The organism is Gilliamella sp. B2887, assembly GCF_026537015.1.
In the GTDB taxonomy this organism is placed as follows: Bacteria; Pseudomonadota; Gammaproteobacteria; order Enterobacterales; family Orbaceae; genus Gilliamella.
Map to the genome: position 1 here is coordinate 235,083 of NZ_JAFNMX010000002.1, position 23,303 is coordinate 258,385.

A 23,303-nucleotide genomic window follows, 5' to 3' on the forward strand; every position below is an offset into this window, starting at 1 on the left:
GATTATTTTAAATTGATAATTGAGCAAACAAATTTATAAAAATAGGCAAACATTATACCGACCGTATTCGTCTACGTCGAGACATTTAATTGTTTCTTCTCAAGCGCTTTCAGACGTTTATTCATTTCATCAATGTGTAAAACTAACGAAGCGGTTTTTCGCCATACTTTATTCTCTTGTAGTGGGATCCCTGATGAATAAACACCTGGTTCAGTGATAGGACGCATCACCATCCCCATACCAGTAACAGTAACTTGATCACAAATTTCCATATGCCCATTAATCACACTAGCTCCGCCAATTAGACAGTGACGACCAATAGTTAAGCTACCAGCCATAATAACGCCTCCCGCAACTGCGGTATGATCACCAATTATATCGTTATGAGCAATTTGGCACTGATTATCTATAATAACTCCATTACCTATAACCGTATCATCCAGCGCACCCCTATCTATTGTTGTTGATGCACCTATCTCTACATTATTGCCAATGACAACGCGCCCTAATTGAGGAATTTTAACCCATTTTCCTTTATCATTAGCATAACCAAATCCATCCGCTCCTATTACCGTGCCAGATTGAACTAAGCAATTATCTCCGATAATACAGTTATGATAAACAGTAACATTAGCCCATAATTTTGTATTTGCACCTATCTTTGTATCTTTACCAATAAAACAACCCGCACCAATAATACAATTATCATCTAATATAACACCACTTTCGATAACTGCATTGGCACCAATTGAAATATTACTACCTAACTGAGCAGATGAGTCAATTACGGCTGATACAGCAATATCTTTAGCTGGCGCAGGTGTAGTATCAAGGCATTGAGCTAATTTTGCATAAGTAAAATAAGGGTCTTTTACAATTAATGCTGAACCTTGCCAATACTTAAGACTTTCTTCAGTCATAACTACGGCAGAAGCTTTACATTCTGATAAATTATTTTGCAATTTTTTATCGGACAAAAAAGTAATTTGTCCAGATACAGCACTTTTCATGGATGCAATACCTGTGATAGTTATATCACCATCACCATGTAACTTTGCATCAAGTTGTTTAGCCAACTGTTCTAAACGGAAAGCAAACATTATTTTTTAACCTTTTCCAGTACTTTATTAGTGATATCTACCGCATCCGATGCTGATAATGTAGCTTCTGCTTTTAAAATAATATCGTATTTTTCTGTTGTAACAATATTTTTAACGGCTTCTTGGATTTTAGTTAATAATTTACCTATCTCTTCTGATTCACGTTTGCGGTAATCTGTTGTGAACGCTTTTGCTTTATTTTCAAAATCTGAAATTGTTTTATTTAATTTTGTTTTTTCAGAGGTTGATAATGTTAAACCATCTTTTTTTAAACGAGCTGCCGCTTCACTGGCTTTCTGTTCTTCTTCTCGTAATGATTTCTCTCTTGCCTCAAATTCTTTATTTAAAGCTTGTCCAACTGTTTCTCGCTGTGGCATATTTTGTAAAACAGACATTACATCAATAACACCAATTTTTACTTCTGCATTTGCCATACCAGTAAACAGTAATGCAGCACTTATACTAAGAACAGATATAATTTTTTTCACTTTCTTCACCTATGTCTATTTATTAATTTTGACATGGAGTTACCATGTCGAACCGATATTAAATTGGAATTGTTGTGCTGAATCACCATTATATTTCTTAAGAGGTTGAGCATAAGAAAAGACTAATGGACCTAATGGTGACATCCATTGAATAGCTAATCCTGCTGACATTCTTATATCAGAAGGTGAACTATAATCTGGAATATCATTGTTCTTAAAATTCCACTCAGTATCCCATACGGTACCTGCGTCAAAAAATATTGAGGTACGAATGCTATCTTTATATTTTTCTCCAGCAAATGGAGTAGGAACAATTAACTCTGTACTGGCAAATGCTAAGGCATTACCGCCAACCGCATCCTTTGATCTTTTACATTTACTTGTATTATCTAAATCACTACAACCATCTTCATTATTAAAGTAAACCGCTTTAGGGCCAACAGTATTGGCTTTAAAACCACGCAATACAGTTGAACCGCCAGCATAGAAGTTCTCATAGAAAGGCAATTCTTTACCACCAAAACCATTACCATAACCCAATCTCCCTCGAGTTAAGAAAACCCAATGATGTTCAGAATCAAATGGATAATAATAGGAAGCATCAGTAACTAGTTTATAGAATCGATTATCGAATACAGGCGCTGTTATTTTTGCATTGGCTGTCACTTTTAAACCATCAGTTGGAAAAAATCCTCGATCTAATGAATTATATGTCCAATAAGCATTTAGCAATAAATCATTAGTATCGAAAGAAATAGAACGTCTATTCTTCATATTTTTACCCATAGAGTCAAAGTAACGCCACATTCCATATTGAGCTTTCATGTCAGACAATTTATGATTGGCATATTCTGTTCCAAAGCGAACGAAATTATTTTCACTAATCGGAAATCCTAAATTTGCTGATGCCCCCCATGTTTTGCTTGAGTATTCTGACTCTTCATCATCGTCATCTGCTTTATAAGTATTATAGTAAACACTACCACCTAAGCTTACTCCATCTACAGTAAAATATGGATCAACAATTGAAATAGAGGCTGTTTTATCAGTATCAGTTGTATTAATATCAAACGATACGCTGTTACCTGTACCTAACCAGTTATCTTGAGATATACCTGCATTAAAACTAACTCCACTATCAGAACCAATACCCACACCAAATTTAATACTACCTGTATTACGCTCTGCAACTTTATAGATGATATCAACTTGATCATCTATTCCTGGTACTCGTTCAGTATTCGCTTCAACAGTATCAAAAAAACCTAATCGACTTAAGCGTTCTTTACCTAACTCAACTAACCCGTTACTTAACCATGCACCTTCCATTTGACGAAGCTCACGGCGGATAACACTTTCACTTGTTACGGTATTACCAACAATTTTAATATTACGAACATAGTAACGTTGTCCGACATCAACCATAACAATTAGCTTTACAGTATGCTTGGAATCATCCATTTCTGGCTCAATAATGACTTTAGGGTAAGCATAACCGAAATTAGCAAGTAGTCGTTTAACATTATCTTCAATATCTGTTATTTTTTTACCATTATATAAGTCGCCAACCGATACACGCTCATTAGCTATTTTGGCAATAACATCTTTATGCCCAGCAAATTTTCCTTTGAAATCAATGCCTGATAACTTGTATTGCTCGCCCTCATGGATGTTAATAGTTACGTAAATACCTTTTTTATCTGGTGTTAAACTTACTTGTGTGGAATCAATATTAAATCGAGCATAACCACGATTTAGATAGAAACTTTGTAATTCATCTAAATCACTAGCTAATTTTTGTTTTTGATATTTTCGGTCACCAAGCATGTTCCACCATGGAACTTCATCACGTAAAGAAAAACGTGAGATGAGTTCTTCTGAAGAAAATGCTTTAGCACCTACAATATTGATTTGATCAATTAGTGCTGATTTACCTTCAGCAATAACCAATTTTAAATCAGCTCGATTACGAGATAATGGGGTAACTACAGCTTTAACTTTTGCATTATATTTACCCACGCTGTAATAAAAATCTTCTAAACCTTTTTCAATAGCCGAAAGCATTGTACGATCTAATGCTTCGCCTTCCCGAATTCCAGAGCTATCTAAATTCTTTTTTAACATATCATCTTTAACTGATTTATTACCAGAAAAAGTAATACTCGCAATAATTGGACGCTCTTGAACATGAACAATCAATTTATTACCATCTCGGGAAACACTGATATTATCAAAATTACCACTAGCATAAAGGGATTTGATAATACGACCTAAGTCAGCTTCATTAACATAATCACCAACTTGAACTGGCATTTCAAGCAATGCAGCGCCTTGGGTAACTCTCTGTAACCCTTCGAATTTAATATCTTTTACTATAAAATCATCAACACAAAATGCGTTGGAACTGTATATTGCTGTACTACTGAACAGCAAAGATGCTATAAGTAATTTATTTATTTTCATTGTAAATGTTTATAACCTCATCCCATCACAATCGTAAAAAATCGTTAAATAGTGCAATTCCCATTATTACTATTAATAAAAAAAACCCTATGCGAAATAATCTTTCTTGGGTTTGATCTGATAAGGCTTTCCCTTTTATCTTTTCAAGCAATAAAAAGACAAGCTGCCCACCATCTAATATTGGTAATGGGACAAGATTGATAACTCCCAAACTTATACTAATAAATGCAAGAAAATATAAGTAAGGTGTGAAACCATAACTTGCTGTTTGCTCTGCGCTTTTTGCTATTGTTATTGGCCCTGATAAATGTTTAAGACCAATAACACCTGTCATTAATTGATAAAGTGAACCTACAGTTAGTTTTGTTGTCAATACTGTTTGTTCAAAACTTTTACCCAATCCTTCTAAAAAACCATATTGCTTAACTACTACTTCTGAGGAAGGATATAAACCCGCAATACCTTCTCCATTCTTCTGAACTTTTGGTATTAAATCAAGATAAATTTCATTATTACCCCGTTTAACCTTTAATACCATTGCATTTGCTTTTTTTATTTCAGAAGAAAAATCATTCCAATTTGTATAAAGATGATCATTATAACTGATTATTTCATCACCAACTTGTAATCCCGCTTTTTCTGCAGCAGATTTTGGTACAATTTTACTCACAATTGGATAAATTTCCAATGTTTTAGGAAGAAAACCAAATGACGTAATGGACGATTCTTTTTCAATATCGAAATTCCAATGACTAATATCAACGTTCTTTATAACTTCTATCAAATTACCATTATTATCTGTATCAATATAAGATAAAGATACACTATTTTTACCTAATACAGATATCAATGCTAAATTTACATCGTTCCAACTATTGATATTAATATTATTAATAGTTTTTAGCTCTGCTCCATAAGGAATATACAATTTAGAAGCTGGAGTATTGGCAATTGTATCTTTTACTTTTACAGGATAAACCATCACTCCGTTTAAAAAAATAACCCAATAAATTATCGCAGCTAAAACAAAATTTGCAAAAGGTCCTGCAAATATGATTGCCATTTTTTGCCATGTTTTTTTTCTATTAAAAGCAAATTTTTCATCATGAATTGAAGTGTGTTGTGCTTTTTCATTGAGCATTCTAACATAACCACCAAGTGGAATCATAGCAATTACCAATTCAGTTCCACTTGAAAATTTATATGACCACATTTTTTTTCCAAAACCAATTGAAAAGCGCTCAACATAAACCCCACATAAACGAGCAATAAAAAAATGCCCAAATTCATGTACAGTGACTAAAATACTCATAGTAATGATAAATAGCAGCAATGCCCAAAGCAAAACAAATTACCTCTCTATGATAAGTATAAAGATAGCGCTGTAAAAATTGGAACTGCGGCTGTTAAACTGTCAATTCTATCTAAAATACCGCCATGCCCAGGTATTAAATAACCACTATCTTTAATGCCTGCTTCGCGTTTAAACATACTTTCAGTTAAATCACCTAATACTGAGACTAAAATAGCAAATAAAGAACTGATAAAAAAAACATTAAATTTTATATTGAACAGATTAGAATAATAAACAATTAAACTAATTATAAGTGCGACACTAACACCACCAATAAAACCTTCTACAGTTTTACCCGGAGAAACTTTTGGTGCTAATTTTCGTTTACCAAACATTCGACCGGCAAAGTAAGCTCCAGTATCTGTTGCCCATACTAACACAAATACATATAACAGCAAGATTGCCCCTGTATAACAATTTGAATTATAATTAATCGATCTTAACTCTATCATGCTAAGAAAGAAAGGAACCAATGTAAAAAAAGCAAAGATTAATTTTACAGCAACATTTGACCAATAATGTATGGTTTTGGGATAACTTATGACTAAGTATAATGCAACTAACCACCAAATAATTGAAAGTGATAATATAATATTATACAGTCTGGATTTAATCTCAAAAGAGATTGGCATAAAATATAACAAAGCTACTATAACTACGATAAAAAAAGTAAACATTAATTTTAAATGCTTATTAGTAATATGTAAAAACTGGGACCACTCCCATGCAGCTAGACCACCAACAGCAATCATAATACAAGCGAATATCGATAGTTGTGCAAAAAAAAGCAGAAGAATTACAAGTGGAATTAGCACGATTGCAGCAAGTAATCGTTGAATTAACATGGATGCTCCTCTATAGGTATACCGCCAAAACGTCGCTCTCTGGTATTAAAGACATTAATGGCTTTGTCAAATAACGTTTGATCGAAGTCTGGCCATAAAACATCAGTAAAGTAAAGTTCAGAATAAGCGATCTGCCACAATAAAAAATTACTGATCCTATATTCTCCACCGGTACGAATAACTAAATCAACTTCAGGAAACTCATGCATACTTATTTCCGAATCCAATCGTTCCTCAGTAATATCATCTAAAGTTATTTTACCATCTAAGACTTGTTTAACCATTTTTTTAGTTGACTCTAAAATATCCCAACGACCACCATAATTAGCAGCAATATTTAAAACCAGTCCCGAATTATTTTTCGTTAATTGTTCAGCATTGATAATCTTATTTTGTAGATCATCATTAAATTGAGAAATATTACCGATAATATTTAATCGAATATTATTTTTATGTAAACTTTTCACTTCACGATTCAAAGCATAAATAAATAAAGAAACTAAAGCAGAAACTTCATTCGGTGGGCGTTTCCAATTTTCACTACTAAAAGCATACAACGTTAAAACTTTTATGCCAAGAGTTGAAGCATAGGTAACAATTTTACGTACGGCTTTCAAACCGGCTCTATGTCCAACTGCACGTAATTGTTTTCGTTGCTGTGCCCAGCGACCATTTCCATCCATAATGATCGCGATATGCTTAGGAATGTATCTTTCTTGAATCATGAAATATACCGTATAATATAAATCATTTTATCAACTTGTTATCAAGTATTTGTTTAATCACTTAGCGTGTTCCGTAAACAACAATAGTTTTACCATGAGCTGAAATTAAATGTTGATCTTCAAGCATTTTTAAAATTCGACCTACCGTCTCACGAGAACATCCAACAATCTGACCTATTTCCTGACGAGTAATTTTAATTTGCATACCATCAGGATGAGTCATGGCATCAGGCTGTTTGGCTAGATTTAATAAGGTTTGTGCAATACGACCAGCAACATCAAGGAAAGCTAAATTACTGACCTTTTCGGATGTCACTTGCAATCGACTAGCCATTTGGCTGGCAAGTTTCATTAAAATATCGGGATTGACCTGAACAAGTTGCTTAAATTTCTTGTATGAGATTTCAGCAACTTCACAACTTGTTTTGGCTTTAACCCAAGCGCTTCGCTCTGTTCCTTCTTCAAAAAGACCTAATTCACCTAAAAATTGATTTTGATTTAAATAGGATAATATCATTTCATTACCTTCATCATCTTTAATCAATACGGCAACAGATCCTTTTACAATATAATAGAGAGTTTCTGCTTTTTCACCTTGATGAATAAGGGTACTTTTAGCTGGATACTTGTGAATATGGCAATGAGATAAAAACCATTCTAATGTTGTATCCGTTTGCTGTTTACCAATCATCATTCCTTCCTCTCCATTAAATTTACAACCTACACACTATAACAAAGTTGGACAATAAATCATATACTAAGCGATAAGGATTTTAGCCATTATTTGACAAGTTTAATATCAATTGTTTGGTGTAATTCAGACCAAAAGATTGCCACTGTTCCATCAATTAATTGAGATTTTACTTGAGTAACCTTTTCTTGAAGGGATTTTTCTTGCAAACCATAATCGGTACCTTCCCGTAACACAAAGTGTTCAATTATGTTATCTAAAGTTTGTGGGTCAAGATTTTGCCAAGGAATAATCATGATAAATTAATATTATTTAGGATTACTATTATTTTAAAGCATCCATTTAAAAATAAGAAGAATCATTTCATTTTTTAATTTTATTTAACTAATAATAGTGAAAATAAATCATCTTATAAAATTATATTAATTATCTTAAAGACTAAAATAAAATTTCTATTATTCAATATAATGTTATGTGTGGTTTTATTCTATTTAAATAACTTATAAATATTTTTTAATAATAAAAAACCACTCATACGAGTGGTTTTAATAGCATTCAAAGTAATTATTATTACTTATAAAATATCAATTTATATTTATTGTTTAGTTTCAACAAATAATTTATAACCTTGAGCACCTGCTTTGTAGTTTGTGTTATATATTGAGTTATTATTTGCTGATTTACTTCCTAAGTAAATAGTATCGCCTTCAGCGGTTGTAGTGTCTGATGCTAATACTTCATCAACCGCAGCAGTTGATTGATAATCACCTATAAGTTTCCATTGATATGTATATGCTGAAGTTTTAACTAACTCACCTGAATCAATGTTATCGTTTTTATCAGCATCATTCCAGACTACAGCACCGAATTTATCGCCATATTTAGGATTAGTTGCACCAGCCTTAGCATAGTTAACTGTGGTATCTAGTTTATCAGTTGCATCATATTTAAAGATACCAACTTTAAAGGTAGAACTAACAATTGGACCTTTACCTATTGTTGGCTCACCAGGACCAACTGAAGTATCTGGTAAAGAGTCTGGCTCCTCACCACCAACTACTGGATTAGCACTTGACCAAACGTCAGATACGCTTATCCATTTATTGCTGTTAGGTAAACCAAATTCAGTACGTTCTTGCAATTTAAAACCAATTTGGTCTGCGCCAGCGAATTGATCATCAATTTCAAATATAATAGAACCTGATTGAACACCATTTACATTTGCCGCAGCTGTAAATGAAAGACCTTTAAGATCTTTAGCTGCTATTGCTTTCCAATCATTAAATGAACCATCATCTTTTTTAGCTCTTACATATACAGTAAGTGTATCTTTGATATTTCCATTATCTGCATCACCATCTTTATCCAATACATTATATGAAATCTTCAAATAGTCACCAACTTTAACGTTGTCATTGTTTCCAATACTTGTGGTACCAGCAGCATCAGTAGTGAATGTTACGGTAACAGTATGCTCTACAGTATCACCATTTATTTTAGAAAGTACTGGTGCATTACCTTGTATTACTTCGTTAGTTGTTGCATGTAATGTTGCAAATGCGCTACTTGATGCATAACCTGCTAATAATAAGCCAAATGCAATTTTTTTGATTGTTAAATTTTTCATGTTTAACTTCCTATTTTTATTTTTAAATTGAATATGTTGTATTTACATTAATACAACACTTTTGTTGGTGTTCCCAAATATAGGCTACCGAAATTATTCGTTAGCCTAAAACTTTATATTCCTGTAACTTTACACATAGATTAGTTAATTACCTGTAATTGTTACTTGCAATTTAAATCCTTGATCGCCTGCACATGCTAATGGTGAAGGTCTAACCGACGGTTCTAAATTCAAATGAGCAGGCGCTCCAGCAACAACATCAATACCTTTACCTACTGTTGCATAACTAAATGTTTTCTTACTTCTTATGGTGTAGTGAGCACCAGTTCCCATAGCAACATTAAACCATGGACCATTAGGATTATCCTTATGACTAGGTAACGCAGAAGTTGCCGCACTACCAGGGCAGGCTTGTTCATTAGAACCAACAAGCGACCAAATAACAAATGGATCCGGAAGTTCTTGACCATCAACACCATAGCCCTTCACATAATATTCGCTATCTACTTGCCATTCTTTAATACCAGTTGGATCAAACTCTAGTGAATCGCCTTTGTTTTCTGCTACTAACACACCATCAGCCCGATAAACTTTAATAGTATTAGTCTTACCGCCTATGAAATCAATCGTCGCTTTATTGAAAGAAGTACCAAATCTATCAATGGTTATTGCAAAATCAACAGCACCAGCAAGATTAGAGGCTACATCTAAAATGTAACTATCACCTATAACTTCAATATCAGCAGCCGTTGCAGCATTAGAAGATACTTTTTGACCCTTCTTAACTTTTTCAAAACTTTTTACAATTACACAAGGTTCTTGTGATGGGCAAACATCAACATTACCCGACGTTCCGTCAATTAAAGTTACTTTTTTACCATTACTTGTAGCTGACCAACCCTTTAATACTGACGCAAAATTATTAGGTATACTGTTCATTAGTTCATCATCACTAAAACCTTCAATATCGTTTTCAGAAGTAATTGCTTTAATGTCACCTTTAGGTTTAAATAATGTTGCTAAAATAGTAATTGAACTTTTACCATCTGCAGCTCTTTTAGCCATTGAAGTCTTATTACCATTTTCATCTATCACCCAGACCCCAACTTTTCGCATAATTGGATTTGGTAATACTTCAAATGAAATTGAGTTAGATGTTGCAGATTTACCTTTTTCATCAGTTACTGTTACCGCTAAAGTATATTTACCTTTAGTACTAACAGGACGACGTTGACCGGCAGAATCAACATAACTAGGTGCTACAATTTTCCAATTGTTAATATTGGCACGAGGTGTTAACCAATTTGATGAATTACATGTTCCTGTTGCAAAACAAAAGAAACCACCGCCGGCATCGATTTCCATCATATCACCAGACCATGAAACGTTACGTATACCTTTAGCATTATGAACTCCAATGCTAACGCCATAAGTCTCACCTTCTAATAACTGGAGTGATTCAAGACCCAAATCGACACTCATTTTCTTTTCTTTATATTCAAGAACTATATAATTGTTACGATCAACAAGATCATAACGACTACCTTTAACTGAACGAGCGACTTGAACCATATCAGGATCCATTTGATCTTTGAGAGGTACTCCAATACGGTAATTCATAGTCAATTCAGCTTTAGTTGCTTTATTACTATCTTGACCACGTTTATGTTCGGCTTTAACCGTAAATAGTGGAACAGGAGTATAATCAACACTCGCAGTTACTGCTCTAGGATCCTTCTGTAAATTATCTTTACCAAATAATGCTACTTTATCACCATAGTATTGTTCATACATCAACGAACCACCTAAGTGTGGATATTGTGGTAAGTATCCTTGAAAACGAATATCAAAGCCTCTTGCTGCACGTTCTAAATAATCATCGAAATCTTTAGAATCTTTCCAATCAGATAATGGATGATAGTAGTTAACGGCAAACTTCATATAGTCAGTCCAAGCTTCAGCACCAATCCCTAAACGATTATGTGAACGTTGAAAATCGTGGTCTAAAAATACGTTGTATCCTAATAACCATGTTTTATCAGCTACATCCCAGCGTTGTCCAATACCGAAGTTACCGATACGCCGATTATGCTCATATTCTTGAAATGATAATTGAGTAAAGATCAAAAAATCTTCGGTGTCATACCATGGACTAAACAATTTGGCATTGATATTGTTAAATGATCCCGTATCACTTACATCAAACTGTAATTGAGCAGTACCAAATTGTCCCAAAAAATTTTGTGCGGCACCTTTTAGTGGATCAATAACTTGGTTTCTTACACCATTACGTACATAATTTTCGGCATAATCTTTTGCTTTATTTTTTACATGACCAGATATGCCGCCATTTTCAGAAGAAGTGATTTGTTTCCAATCTTGAGTAGCTAAAGTCTGTAAGGTTGACGCAACTTGACTTGCTAAAGCATCTTTATCAGCTTTAGTGTCATAATTATCATCTGAACCTAATTTAGGTAAATTAGCATATTTATCTTGATTTTCAGAATCCGATTTTTTCATTGCTGGCAATATCGGAGAATTCTCAGGGAGTACTAAACGCTCTCCAACTTCTACCAAATCTTTTTTGTCATAACGTCCAGCATTTATTTCTCTTAATTCTGAAATAGAGACACCGCTTAAAAGTGCAATTTGATATAGGCTACGTTGTTGGTTATTCACCATCTCACGAACCTTTGTACCATTTTTTAACTCGATCACTTTATTACTATCGACTGCTGTTACTGTTTTAGAAACAGTATTATCGACTGCCCAACTCGTTTGACAGCCCAAAGCCATAATAACTAGTGTAGAGATAACTTTTAAATTAAGATTATTTCTCATCTTAATTATTCCTTATATTTCACCGACACATTGCTACACAGTAACAAGTTCTTTTTTTTATTTGTAAATAAAGCCCATTTACCATTAAATTTTAATAACAATTTATTCTGATAAAAAGATGCTTTAAATTTGTTTTCTTTCTATATTTATTATGTAAGGATTTTAAAATTTTTTTTAAAACCTTTATACGAGGTGAATGATATTACAAAATTGTCATTAATCAAAATAAATTTACATTTTTTTTGACTATTTTTTGTAAATAAAAATAACTTCTTTATTTTTCATAATGTTAAGTAAAATAAAGATTATATAATTTTATTAAACTAAGTGTTCAATTTAATAAACATTGTAATAATTAATATTAAATGACTTTTTTGTTATGATTAAGAGTGTTTAACAAATTGATTAGATAAGAAAGACAGATAAATTATCCAGTAATGTATCTGTCTTTTAACTTTTTAGATGATTTTTTATTGTTCTTCATTATAAATTTCTAGATTTTCCGATTCTTTGGATGATGTTGACTTTATCTTATTATTTCTATTTATTTTTAATGAAGACAAATAGGTATCATCAATGCCGTCAGTAATGTATTTTCCATTAAAAACAGAGCACTCCAAATGTTTTATACTTGGATTTAGAATTTTAATTGAATCAATTAAATCAGAAAGATTTTGAAAAATAAGTTTGTCAGCACCTATATCTTTAGCTATTTCATCAACCGTTCGATTATAAGCAATTAGTTCGCTTGCAACAGGCATATCAATACCGTAAACATTAGGATACCTTATTTCTGGTGCGGCAGAAGCCAAATAAATTTTTTTTGCGCCACATAAGCGAACCATTTCAAGAATCTTTTCCGATGTAGTACCTCGTACAATTGAATCATCAACTAAAAGAACATTTTTTCCCTCAAATTCAATACGATTTGCATTGAGTTTTCTTCTTACGGAGAGTTTACGCGCAGCTTGTCCTGGCATAATAAATGTTCGTCCAACATAACGATTTTTAACAAATCCTTGTCGATAAGGTTTATTTAATATTCTTGCAATTTCAAGCGCTGCATCACACGAAGTTTCTGGAATCGGTATAACAACATCAATATCAACATCCTTCCATTCTTTTGCTATTTTTTTCCCTAGTTTTTGCCCCATTAAAATGCGAGATTGATAAACAGATACTCCATTCATCAATGAATCCGGTCTTGCAAAATAAACATATTCAAAAATACATGGATAATATTGTGGGTTATCTGAACATTGCTGTGAATAAAATTGCCCATCTTGAGTGATATAAATCGCTTCGCCAGGTTTAACATCACGCATAAATTCAAAATCAAGGATATCTAATGCCACGCTTTCTGAAGCAACCATATATTCAATTTTTTGATTTTCTAGAATTCTCCTACCGATTACTAGCGGACGGATTCCATAAGGATCACGAAAAGCCACTAAACCATGTCCAATAATCATTGCTACACAAGCATAAGCACCTTTAATAATCTTATGTACATTATGAATTGCGGTAAAAATATTTTCTGCGCTAAGTGGGTAAGTTGGAAATTTATCTAGTTCGCTAGCAAAAATGTTAAGTAAAACTTCTGAATCAGAATTAGTATTGATATGACGCCTAGCTAATTCAAAAACTTGATTACGCAGTTTATCGGTATTAGTTAAATTACCATTATGAGCAAGAGCGATACCATAAGGTGAATTGACGTAAAACGGTTGTGCTTCCGATGGACTAAAGCTTCCGGCTGTAGGATAACGGATATGACCAATTCCTAAATTACCTTGTAAACGCTGCATATGATGTTCTTGGAATACATCTTTAACTAAACCATTAGCTTTACGCATACGAAAGCGATTTTGATCATCGATTGTAACAATACCTGCAGCGTCTTGTCCCCGATGTTGCAAAACAGTCAATGCATCATAAATTGATTGGTTGACCGTACTATTCCCTACAATACCTACAACACCACACATATAATGACTACCTCAAGCTTACTGAACTAAAAAGGAAGATGAATTTTGGATATAATCAAAAAACCAACGAATAATAATATGAAAATGAGGAATAAGCTGTGACTCTATCCAATAAGATGATTTTGACAATGGTGTAAAGGTATCAACAAAAAAGAGTAATGCTGCAACAACTAAAATACCTCGTAATATTCCAAAGCAAATACCTAAAACTCGGTCAGTGCCTGATAAACCTGTTTTTTGAACTAATTGACCAATAACATAAGAGACGACAGAGCATACCAATAATGTTGCAAGAAAAAGGATAGTAATTGCTACTGCGATACGAACAATATCGTTATCGAAATAGGTCAAGTATTGAGTTATATATGTATAAAAATGACCTGCAATAAAAAAAGCTAATATCCAACTAACAAGAGATAAAGCCTCCCGAATAAAACCTCGAACGATACTCACTAAAGCTGAAAAAGCAATAATACCTATAATTGTAATATCTACCCAATTCATCATAATAATCCACTATTTTATGTTATGAAAATATTTTTATTACTGCTAATCGTTGTGAATAAATAATACTATATTTAAATTTATTAAATTATAAATTAATTTTAACTTTGTTATAAAAAATCTTTCTTAATTAGATACTATAATACCTTTCAATTTTGTCAAATTATCTAAATTAGTAATAATTTGTTCTGCTTGTTCTTTTTTTGCATACGGACCAACCTGTAATTTAATCAATTGATTCTGATCAGGATTTTTAGGTATCACCTTCACGTTATAATTATTTAATCTCAATAATGCAACGAGTTCTTCAATTTTTTGTTTATTTTTTAGCGCGGTGAGTTGAATCATAAATGATTTGGGTTCCTGTTCTGAAACTTTGGAGTCCGACTCATCATCATTTTCGGAAATATCATGTAATGTTAATGGGTTTGAATTTTGATCTACACCTGAAATATACGAAGTATTAGGCATATTACTGATATTGATATTATCAAACTCATCACTTGATTCATTAGATGAATTTATGAATTGATTTTGTTGATTCACTATTTCTGGTTGTAAAATTGGGGTAGCTAAAGTTCGTTGATTCGATTTATCTGTTAATATCCATGGGGCTATTACAGCTAAAATTAATAATAATGTTGCAAAACCAACAAGTTGATTCCTTATTCTACTTTGATTACTGCTACAATTTTTTTGATTTTTCATCATGATCAATTATACTTAATCCGCTAATTCAGCTAAAACATTAGATACAGTATGAAACGAACCACATACTACTATGATATCATCTTTTCTAGCCTCTTGTAGAGCCATTTGATAAGCATCAAAAACGTTATCAAATGTTGACACATTAAGCTTATTATCCTCTATTAAATATTGTTTTAATACTTCACTTCGACATCCGCGCTCGCCATAAAGTGAAGCACAATACCAAACATCTCCTTTCAATGTTGACAATGTACTTTTAATGTCTTTATCTTTAAGCATAGCAATAACAAATCTAACTTTTCCTAAATGTTTTTTTTCTGAATGTAATAATGCTAATTGTTTTGTTAGATAGTCAGCTGCATGGGGATTATGAGCGACATCAATTATGACAAGTGGTTCTGTATTTATTATCTGAAATCGTCCAACAAGATTCGAATTCAATAAACCTTCCCTTATCTGTCTTTCCTCAATTTGTATTGATGAATAACTTAAAGCTGCAATTGCTGTTGCAGCGTTAGCTAAAGGGACGTTAGGAATTGGCAAAGATTGATATTGATGTCGACTAGAATAAAAATCCCATTTATCTTTATTCTTTTGCTCATAAGACCAATCATAATTAATATAGTGAATAGGACAATTGACTGACTTAGCTGTATCTAAAATTGAGATAGGAATATCGGGTTCCCCCACTATTGCAATACTTTTAGACTTAAAGATACCAGCCTTCTCTCGACCTATACTTTCACGTGTGCTGCCTAAATAATCAACATGATCAATGCCTATTGTTGTCACAATTGCAACATCAGCATCGACAATATTAGTTGCATCAAGCCTGCCACCTAAACCAACTTCTAAAATAACCACATCTAATTTAGCTTGTTTGAATTGATACAGAGCAGCAAGAGTAGCATATTCAAAATAGGTAAGTGAGATTTCACCACGCGCATTTTCAATGTGTGTAAATGCATCTATAGTTTGTTGCTCTGTTGATTCTTGATTATCAATTCGCACTCGTTCTGTATAACGTAATAAATGAGGAGAGCTATAAACACCTACATGCAAATTGGCTGCAAGTAGCATCATTTCAAGCGTTTTACAAGTTGTTCCTTTACCATTAGTACCAGCGACCGTAAATATATATGGTGCTGGTTTCAATAAATTAAGACGCTGTGCAACTGTTTTGACACGCTTCAAACCAAGTTCGATCGTCGAAGGATGGAGTTGTTCTAGATAACAAAGCCATGCTGATAGATCAGACTGGGCATTAGGTTTTTCAACTTGCATGACTAGTTAAATTGCTTCATTATTAGTGACATCATAAAAAGGAGCTGGAAGTTTCATTAATTTTGCAATTAAACCAGCAATTTTTGGTCGCATATCTTTGCGATGAATAATCATATCAAGGGCGCCTTTCTCTAACAGAAACTCACTACGTTGAAATCCTTCAGGTAAGGTTTCACGAACTGTTTGTTGAATAACGCGAGGACCAGCAAAACCTATTAATGCTTTTGGTTCAGCGATATTAATATCACCAAGCATAGCTAAACTTGCCGATACACCACCCATTGTAGGGTCAGTCATAACTGAAATATAAGGCAAACCTTCATCTTGCATTTTAGCCAAAATAGCACTCGTTTTTGCCATTTGCATCAATGAGTAGAGAGCTTCTTGCATTCGAGCGCCACCACTAGTTGAAAAACAAATTAATGGACACTTATCGGCAATAGCTTGCTCAGCAGCACGTGTGAATAATGCACCAACAACTGAAGACATTGAGCCTCCGATAAATGCAAATTCAAAACAAGCGACAACAACCGGAATACCCAACAGTGTCCCTTTCATAACCACCATAGCTTCTTTTTCACGGGTTTCTTTTTGAGCAGCGGTTAACCTATCCTTATATTTTTTAGTATCTTTAAATTTCAAGATATCTTTTGGTGCAAGTTCTGCACCGATCTCAACATCCGAACCCTCATCTAAAAATCGGTATAATCTTACCCTTGCCGCAATATGCATGTGGTGATCACATTTTGGACAAACTTCCAAATTACGATCCAGTTCAGCTTGATAAATGACTTGCTCACAATTACTGCATTTAGTCCAAACACCACCAGGAATGTTCGCCTTTTTATGATCTGACGATATATTATTTTTACTTAGAATTTTCTCAATCCAGCTCATTATTATTCTCTCAATAGATACTCTTTAGAAATATTAGGCTATTGTATAATATTTTGTAATAATTCTTAATAGTTGTTTTAATTTTTCTCTTTTTTGTAAAAATCTTTGAGGAAATGCATACGTTTGAGTATAAGATTAGTTACAAATTTCTACAATAATGAAAAATGCCGATAAACAATTCATAAAAAAGCGATTAATTATTAAATTTTCCAACAAAATTTGATGGTGTTTAAAAATATAATTAATATGATCTTAAAAAATTATTAGTATATAATTAGCTGAAGTTTATTTTTCAATTTTTTAAAATCAAGGGGTTTTAGATGGACAAGGAAAAAACAAGTGCACCATCATTTCAAGATGTATTAGAATACATTCGCCTATCACGTCGTTTAAATAAATTAAAACGTGAAATTTCAGATAATGAGAAAAAAATTCGCGATAACCAAAAACGTGTACTCTTACTTGAAAATCTAAGTGAATATATTAAACCAAATATGTCGTATGAAGAACTTCAAGCGATTATTGCGAATATGAAAAGCGATTATGATGATCGAGTTGATGATTATATTATTAAAAATGCTGAAATTTCTAAAGAACGTCGCGATATCAGTAAAAAAATGCGCACTTATCGTTCAAATTAAGGTTTGAATATATAACTCCCATAATTTGATCCATGGGAGTTATGTTTTATCAGTGAAATTATCCGCCGGCTAATTTCACTTTGAAGCCTTTATCTTCTAGCAATGACTTTAACAGATCTCGTTTGTCGCCCTGAATCTCAATTGTTCTATCTTTAACAGAACCGCCACATCCACAACGTTTTTTTAGTTCTCCAGCTAATTTAAACAATTGAACATTATCTAAATCAAAACCAGAAAGAACACACACACCCTTTCCTTTACGACCCGATGTTTGGCGCTGAATACGTATGATACCATCACCTTTAGGATGAGATGATTTTTGTTCAATTGGTTTAATTCGCCCTTGATCGGTCGAATAAACAAGAGGGTTAACAGACATAATTTAATTAACTCTTACTTAAATCAAGGGTAGATAAAATAGCTTGTAATGTTTTAGCGGGATCTTCTGCTTTAGTAATTGGTCTGCCAATGACTAAATAATCGGAACCAGCCGCTTGAGCGCGTTGTGGTGTCATGATTCGACGCTGATCATCAGGACCTGAGCCTATAGGACGAATACCTGGTGTGACCAATTTAAAATCACTACCAAGTCTAGTTCTAAAGCTTTGTACTTCTTTCGCTGAGCAAACAACACCATCAAGTCCACAATTTTTAGCCAGCATCGCTAATTTGGTCGCTTGTTCTAAAGGTGAAACATTAATACCAATATCTTTAAGATCTGCTGCTTCCATACTTGTTAATACTGTTACAGCGATTAAAAGTGGTGCATCTTTACCATAAGGATAGAGAACATCTTTTGCCGCCTCCATCATACGAGCACCGCCGCTAGCATGAACATTAGTCATCCAAACACCTAAATCAGCCGCCGCTGATACTGCCTTAGCCACGGTATTTGGAATATCATGAAATTTAAGATCTAAAAATATTTCGAAGCCTTTATTCATAACCTGTTTTATGAATTCAGGACCAGCATGAGTAAATAATTCCTTACCAATTTTTAAACGACAATCTTTCGGCTCAACCCGATCAATAAAATTCCAAGCTGACTTAACATCAGAAAAATCAATAGCAACAATAATTGGTGATGACATAACTCATTTATCCCTTTTTTATCTTAAATTTAATCTATCTCTTTTGTACAAATTCATTTAAATCATTATAAAAAATTCGCGCACTTTCTTTATAACCTTTCAAAGTTTGATGAACTAAATCTGGGCGAGCTAAACCTCGTTTACGCCATTCTTTAATAACAAATTTGCCTCCCATAGCTTTTTGCCAATCCCAAAATAAGGTTTTTTCAGTTTTAGCTACTTGCTTTTGAATATTCATTATTGCCGAAAATGATTTAGGTATATCTTTTTGATTAACCATTGTATCAGGTGGTGTCATTATTAAAATAGCGGCATTGGGTAATGATTTACGAATGAGCCGTATATTATTAATTAAATTTTTTCGGTATGCGTTAAGATCTAAGGTTTCATCAAAACTCTCATTGGTTCCATACTCAAGTATAATTAAATCACTTTTTGATAAAGAAAGTTCTTTAAACCAACTTGGACTCCATTTTTGCCAAATAGCCTGCCTTGCCCCATTTGTGGCAATTGCTGAGACAATAACACCGGGTTGCTGATAACGAGTTAACCAAATACCTCCAAGTTCAACAGTACTTTGTCCAGTTATTTTTATTGGCATTTTAGCAACAACAGATACACTTTGCCAAATATTGGCTTTAGGTGCATAATCAAATTTAATTCTATTATTGTTAATATCATAAAGCCTAAATAAATTAGACGTATTTTTTAGAGGTTTAAAAATTAACTGAACTCGCCAATCTGTATTATAATCTGTTTTAGGTAAAATCTGTAATACCGCATAATTTTGGTTAGGTTTTGCGATAAATCCCCCCATAGGAAAATCTCTATTGCTCAAAGTTCTACTACTTAAAACATCCCAGTTTTTACTTTTCCAAGTCACAGCTGCATGGCTTTGACCTTTTACCGCAATTGGTGTTATCCACCCGATACCAGCATTACCATATTTCTCCTGCATCAATGACCTAAATTCGCCAGTAAAAAAATCAGCAGCGGTATGAGAATCACCAAATTGAGTTATATTAACAACATTATTAACTCTTTTATTGGTCATCAATGATTTCAATCGAGTAGCAAATTGTTTAGCATTTGGGTCTCCGAAATCAATGACTCCAGCGTCCGTAGTTGCTTTACTTTCAGCCACACCATATCCAAACGAAAAAGACATAAAAATAACAGTCAGAAAAGACTTTAAAAACCTATTCACTATGGATATCCTCTAATTTTTTGAAAATTATTTTTTCCATAATGGCCTTTGCCAGAATTTTTTGACCTGAAGGTGTAAAGTGTACACCATCATCAACCCTTACTTTGATTTTCTCTTTATTCGTTTCAATAAAACTATTAAATTTTTCGTATGAACAACCGAGTAATTCATTGGTTGTTAGAAAATGTTGTTGAGTTTTTTTAAGCTCTGACTGATATAATTTATTAAGATAAACCATACCATCATTTAGTTTTTGCTTACGCATACAAGGAGGTGCAAGCCAAAGGACTTGTACACGATGTTTTTGTACATGATCTAAAATACTGACAATACGTAAACGGTACTGTTTTTCCCATAGTTTAGACTTAAATCTTGCATTTGTTGCATAGCCTTTGACAGGAAAATCCCACGGATCATTAGCACCTAAAAAAACGACAAGTAATTTAATTGAAGGATCTTCAGATAATTTATCATCAATCGCTTTTGGCCAATCGAAAGCTTTAGGATAACTAAGTCCAGTGCTGCGTTTGCTTAAATCAATACTTTCAATTTTATATTGTTTGAATAACATTTTTTTAACATAGGGTGCAACACCTTGCATTAAAGAATCACCAGCAAAAAAAACTTTATCATTTTGAGTCAATACAATTGGTGTTGGCTGATCAACTAATGATACATCCTCAAACAAAACCTTTGGTATGTCATTTTGAGCTATCGGCGCAACTTGTGTTTGAATTGTTGTAACCTCTGTAGATGGTTGTTGAACTTTCTCATTAACATTATCTACAACATTGCTAATTGTTTCTTGTTTATTTTCTAACTTACTGTCTGGCTCGATAATTTCTAATTTAGGTAATTCATCTCCTATTGATTGTTCCTCCATAAATAATTTTAGAATATCTTCTTTTGTTTCAAGTTTATTTTCTTTTGATTCTGATAGAGTTTCTTCAATAGTCTCTACCGACTTAGTAGATTCATCAGATTCATCAGATTGATCAGAAATCATTTTTTTAGAAGAGACTAAGTCATCTTGAGATGTGGTAATTTCTTTAGCTGTTTCTTTTTCGAACTCTTCAGAGGAGGTATCTTGAGTAAGCGTATTGGAATCCAATAGGTGTGAATGATAAGTTTGTTGCCAATAAATTAGTATTGATTTGTAATAAATTGACATCAATACAAGCGCTGTCAAAAGTAGAATCAAACAAATATACCGAGCGGATAAATTACTTCTAACAATTTCGGAAATAACATTATTTTTGACAAATTTTCTTGAACGCTTGAAAACGCCTTTATTCAATGCATTAGGGCATTGCCATTTCAGATTTAAATAGATTTTTTTCTTATTTTTCGAAAACGATTTTTTATAGTCCATAATAAGTTATCATCATAATCAAAAGTTAGCATAGATAAAGTTTGGCACACCTGAAGGTGCAATATATATAGTCAACCACAATACTGATATAAAAATGATAGGTAAATAATGTTGATTTATTTTACTTATCAGTAAAGTAAACCAATCTGGAATATTTTTTAAAATCGGATAAATAAAAAATACTACACAGATATTTAAAAAAATTACCGTATATTTTGGTTCAATTAAAAAGTTGTGTGTTAATGCAGTTAAATAATCCAATGCATCAGGTAAGCTTTCACAATTAAAAAATAACCAGGCAAAACACACGTAATGCCAAGTTAGAAACCTGGCTAATGTAGGTGAGCGCTCAGTTATCCAGCCACGGCCAAAATAACGATCACAAATATTAAGCACCATGATACCAACTCCGTGACATGCTCCCCAAATAATAAAATTAATTCCAGCCCCATGCCATAAACCCGATAACAACATAGCTAACATCACGTTAACTTGTGTACGAATAAATCCTTTGCGATTGCCGCCAAGAGGAATGTAAATATAATCACGAATCCAATGCGATAAACTAATATGCCAGCGACTCCAAAATTCCCGTAAATTACAGGCTAAATAAGGAAAGTTAAAATTATTTGGTAAACGGAAACCTAATAAAAAAGCCATACCGGTAACTAAATCAGTATAGCCTGAAAAATTTAAATAAATTTGAATTGCATAACCATAAAGCCCAACTAACAAATCAATAACACTAAATTCTAAAGGATTTGCAAAAATTGGTGTAACCCAGTTTTCACTTATAATTCCACCCAAACAATAAACCTTAATTACAGATAAAATAATTAAAGTAAATGCTCTAAAAGGATGTAAAATCTTGCGAGGATGGCGAGTGGTTATTTGAGGTAGAAAGTCTTTAGCACGATTAACTGGACCAGCAATTACACTCGGAAAAAAAGATAAAAAAAGTGCAAAATCCCAAAATTTGGCTACAGGTAATTCACTTTTTTTTACTGAAACGATATAGCTAACTGAATGAAGAGTATAAAATGAAATGCCAATAGGAATAAGTACTGTTACAACCGGTAGCGCTATTGGTAAATGAAAGAAATTAAATAAAGCCTGCAATTCGTACCGGAAGAAGTCAAAATATTTAAACAGCGACAAATTCGCTATTGATAGGCATAATGCCCATATTAACCACCTATTGTCATTTTGATCTGATGCAGCAATCCTAATTGAGAAAAAATAAATTACACAGGTATAAATAAAAAGAATGAGTGCAAACTGCAAGCTAAAACTCGCCACAATAAGATAGCTTGAGACTAAAAGTAATTTATTTTGTAATCTAGGAAAAAAACGATACCGCCAATATAATGCAAAAAAAACGATAAAGATTAATCCAAATTCAATAGATAAATAACTCACTGCATTCCTTTTTATAAAACATATATCGAACCTGAAAAGTTCTTTCAAAAATATA

General features: G+C 32.9%; 21 protein-coding genes. 1 reads left to right on the forward strand and 20 read right to left on the reverse strand.

Going from position 1 to position 23,303, the window contains the following annotated elements; all coding sequences use genetic code 11:
* Positions 1–71 precede the first annotated feature (71 nt).
* From lpxD to accD, 15 genes are all read right to left on the reverse strand, one after another.
* Complete coding sequence (gene lpxD, locus J3U13_RS02870) at positions 72–1,100, reverse strand: UDP-3-O-(3-hydroxymyristoyl)glucosamine N-acyltransferase (RefSeq protein WP_267340003.1); 1,029 nt, start codon at positions 1,098–1,100, stop codon at positions 72–74.
* Complete coding sequence (locus J3U13_RS02875; protein WP_267340005.1) at positions 1,100–1,588, reverse strand: OmpH family outer membrane protein; 489 nt, start codon at positions 1,586–1,588, stop codon at positions 1,100–1,102. The genes lpxD and J3U13_RS02875 overlap by 1 nt, the downstream gene beginning before the upstream one ends.
* 39 nt (positions 1,589–1,627) lie before the next feature.
* On the reverse strand, positions 1,628–4,051 hold the full coding sequence (bamA, locus tag J3U13_RS02880; protein WP_267340006.1) for an outer membrane protein assembly factor BamA: 2,424 nt from the start codon (positions 4,049–4,051) through the stop codon (positions 1,628–1,630).
* Between the two features lie 25 nt (positions 4,052–4,076).
* Positions 4,077–5,396: an RIP metalloprotease RseP gene (gene rseP / locus J3U13_RS02885; protein ID WP_267340007.1), complete on the reverse strand. Its 1,320-nt coding sequence runs from the start codon at positions 5,394–5,396 to the stop codon at positions 4,077–4,079.
* A gap of 14 nt (positions 5,397–5,410) precedes the next feature.
* On the reverse strand, positions 5,411–6,250 hold the full coding sequence (locus J3U13_RS02890; protein ID WP_267340008.1) for a phosphatidate cytidylyltransferase: 840 nt from the start codon (positions 6,248–6,250) through the stop codon (positions 5,411–5,413).
* Complete coding sequence (locus J3U13_RS02895) at positions 6,244–6,975, reverse strand: isoprenyl transferase (RefSeq protein WP_267340009.1); 732 nt, start codon at positions 6,973–6,975, stop codon at positions 6,244–6,246. Before J3U13_RS02895 ends, J3U13_RS02890 begins: the two co-directional genes overlap by 7 nt.
* A 61-nt stretch (positions 6,976–7,036) precedes the next feature.
* Entirely contained in the window at positions 7,037–7,669 is a 633-nt protein-coding gene (gene crp, locus J3U13_RS02900; RefSeq protein ID WP_025316411.1) for a cAMP-activated global transcriptional regulator CRP, read from the reverse strand.
* Between the two features lie 86 nt (positions 7,670–7,755).
* Entirely contained in the window at positions 7,756–7,962 is a 207-nt protein-coding gene (locus J3U13_RS02905; protein WP_267340011.1) for a YheU family protein, read from the reverse strand.
* A 299-nt stretch (positions 7,963–8,261) separates the two neighbouring features.
* Positions 8,262–9,293, reverse strand: coding sequence for a hypothetical protein (locus J3U13_RS02910; protein WP_267340012.1), 1,032 nt, complete (start codon positions 9,291–9,293; stop codon positions 8,262–8,264).
* A gap of 144 nt (positions 9,294–9,437) precedes the next feature.
* Positions 9,438–12,134, reverse strand: coding sequence for an inverse autotransporter beta domain-containing protein (locus J3U13_RS02915; protein ID WP_267340013.1), 2,697 nt, complete (start codon positions 12,132–12,134; stop codon positions 9,438–9,440).
* A gap of 470 nt (positions 12,135–12,604) precedes the next feature.
* Complete coding sequence (purF, locus tag J3U13_RS02920) at positions 12,605–14,122, reverse strand: amidophosphoribosyltransferase (RefSeq protein WP_267340014.1); 1,518 nt, start codon at positions 14,120–14,122, stop codon at positions 12,605–12,607.
* Between the two features lie 18 nt (positions 14,123–14,140).
* Complete coding sequence (locus J3U13_RS02925; RefSeq protein ID WP_267354561.1) at positions 14,141–14,626, reverse strand: CvpA family protein; 486 nt, start codon at positions 14,624–14,626, stop codon at positions 14,141–14,143.
* Between the two features lie 126 nt (positions 14,627–14,752).
* On the reverse strand, positions 14,753–15,337 hold the full coding sequence (locus tag J3U13_RS02930) for an SPOR domain-containing protein (RefSeq protein WP_267340016.1): 585 nt from the start codon (positions 15,335–15,337) through the stop codon (positions 14,753–14,755).
* A gap of 12 nt (positions 15,338–15,349) precedes the next feature.
* The gene (gene folC / locus J3U13_RS02935; RefSeq protein WP_267340017.1) at positions 15,350–16,621 is read right to left on the reverse strand and encodes a bifunctional tetrahydrofolate synthase/dihydrofolate synthase; all 1,272 of its coding nucleotides are present in this window, start codon (positions 16,619–16,621) and stop codon (positions 15,350–15,352) included.
* Between the two features lie 6 nt (positions 16,622–16,627).
* A complete protein-coding gene (gene accD / locus J3U13_RS02940; RefSeq protein WP_267340018.1) occupies positions 16,628–17,518 on the reverse strand; it encodes an acetyl-CoA carboxylase, carboxyltransferase subunit beta in 891 nt (296 codons plus the stop codon).
* Positions 17,519–17,838: 320 nt separating this feature from the next.
* Between accD and tmaR the strand changes: the two genes are divergently transcribed.
* The gene (gene tmaR, locus J3U13_RS02945) at positions 17,839–18,159 is read left to right on the forward strand and encodes a PTS system regulator TmaR (protein ID WP_267340019.1); all 321 of its coding nucleotides are present in this window, start codon (positions 17,839–17,841) and stop codon (positions 18,157–18,159) included.
* Positions 18,160–18,217: 58 nt separating this feature from the next.
* Here tmaR and yciH read toward each other — a convergent pair whose 3' ends face one another.
* From yciH to J3U13_RS02970, 5 genes are read right to left on the reverse strand one after another with little or no spacing between them, the layout of a single operon-like run.
* Positions 18,218–18,538: a stress response translation initiation inhibitor YciH gene (gene yciH, locus J3U13_RS02950; RefSeq protein ID WP_267340020.1), complete on the reverse strand. Its 321-nt coding sequence runs from the start codon at positions 18,536–18,538 to the stop codon at positions 18,218–18,220.
* 7 nt (positions 18,539–18,545) lie between these two features.
* Positions 18,546–19,250 (reverse strand): orotidine-5'-phosphate decarboxylase, encoded by a 705-nt coding sequence (pyrF, locus tag J3U13_RS02955; RefSeq protein WP_267340022.1) that lies wholly within the window; start codon positions 19,248–19,250, stop codon positions 18,546–18,548.
* Positions 19,251–19,284: 34 nt separating this feature from the next.
* The gene (locus J3U13_RS02960) at positions 19,285–20,457 is read right to left on the reverse strand and encodes a GDSL-type esterase/lipase family protein (RefSeq protein WP_267340023.1); all 1,173 of its coding nucleotides are present in this window, start codon (positions 20,455–20,457) and stop codon (positions 19,285–19,287) included.
* Entirely contained in the window at positions 20,450–21,829 is a 1,380-nt protein-coding gene (locus J3U13_RS02965; RefSeq protein ID WP_267340024.1) for a DUF459 domain-containing protein, read from the reverse strand. The genes J3U13_RS02960 and J3U13_RS02965 overlap by 8 nt, the downstream gene beginning before the upstream one ends.
* An 18-nt stretch (positions 21,830–21,847) precedes the next feature.
* Positions 21,848–23,248 (reverse strand): MBOAT family O-acyltransferase, encoded by a 1,401-nt coding sequence (locus J3U13_RS02970; RefSeq protein ID WP_267340025.1) that lies wholly within the window; start codon positions 23,246–23,248, stop codon positions 21,848–21,850.
* Positions 23,249–23,303: the final 55 nt, after the last annotated feature.

Excerpts from the sequence above, each read along its gene's own strand:
- lpxD (WP_267340003.1), bottom strand. The coding sequence starts at position 1,100 with ATGTTTGCTTTCCGTTTAGAACAGTTGGCTAAACAACTTGATGCAAAG.
- J3U13_RS02890 (WP_267340008.1), bottom strand. The coding sequence starts at position 6,250 with ATGTTAATTCAACGATTACTTGCTGCAATCGTGCTAATTCCACTTGTA.
- tmaR (WP_267340019.1), top strand. The coding sequence starts at position 17,839 with ATGGACAAGGAAAAAACAAGTGCACCATCATTTCAAGATGTATTAGAA.
- yciH (WP_267340020.1), bottom strand. The coding sequence starts at position 18,538 with ATGTCTGTTAACCCTCTTGTTTATTCGACCGATCAAGGGCGAATTAAA.
- folC (WP_267340017.1), bottom strand. The coding sequence starts at position 16,621 with ATGCAAGTTGAAAAACCTAATGCCCAGTCTGATCTATCAGCATGGCTT.
- crp (WP_025316411.1), bottom strand. The coding sequence starts at position 7,669 with ATGATGATTGGTAAACAGCAAACGGATACAACATTAGAATGGTTTTTA.
- J3U13_RS02905 (WP_267340011.1), bottom strand. The coding sequence starts at position 7,962 with ATGATTATTCCTTGGCAAAATCTTGACCCACAAACTTTAGATAACATA.
- pyrF (WP_267340022.1), bottom strand. The coding sequence starts at position 19,250 with ATGTCATCACCAATTATTGTTGCTATTGATTTTTCTGATGTTAAGTCA.
- J3U13_RS02915 (WP_267340013.1), bottom strand. The coding sequence starts at position 12,134 with ATGAGAAATAATCTTAATTTAAAAGTTATCTCTACACTAGTTATTATG.
- J3U13_RS02895 (WP_267340009.1), bottom strand. The coding sequence starts at position 6,975 with ATGATTCAAGAAAGATACATTCCTAAGCATATCGCGATCATTATGGAT.
- bamA (WP_267340006.1), bottom strand. The coding sequence starts at position 4,051 with ATGAAAATAAATAAATTACTTATAGCATCTTTGCTGTTCAGTAGTACA.
- J3U13_RS02965 (WP_267340024.1), bottom strand. The coding sequence starts at position 21,829 with ATGGACTATAAAAAATCGTTTTCGAAAAATAAGAAAAAAATCTATTTA.
- purF (WP_267340014.1), bottom strand. The coding sequence starts at position 14,122 with ATGTGTGGTGTTGTAGGTATTGTAGGGAATAGTACGGTCAACCAATCA.
- accD (WP_267340018.1), bottom strand. The coding sequence starts at position 17,518 with ATGAGCTGGATTGAGAAAATTCTAAGTAAAAATAATATATCGTCAGAT.
- J3U13_RS02910 (WP_267340012.1), bottom strand. The coding sequence starts at position 9,293 with ATGAAAAATTTAACAATCAAAAAAATTGCATTTGGCTTATTATTAGCA.
- J3U13_RS02925 (WP_267354561.1), bottom strand. The coding sequence starts at position 14,626 with ATGAATTGGGTAGATATTACAATTATAGGTATTATTGCTTTTTCAGCT.
- J3U13_RS02930 (WP_267340016.1), bottom strand. The coding sequence starts at position 15,337 with ATGATGAAAAATCAAAAAAATTGTAGCAGTAATCAAAGTAGAATAAGG.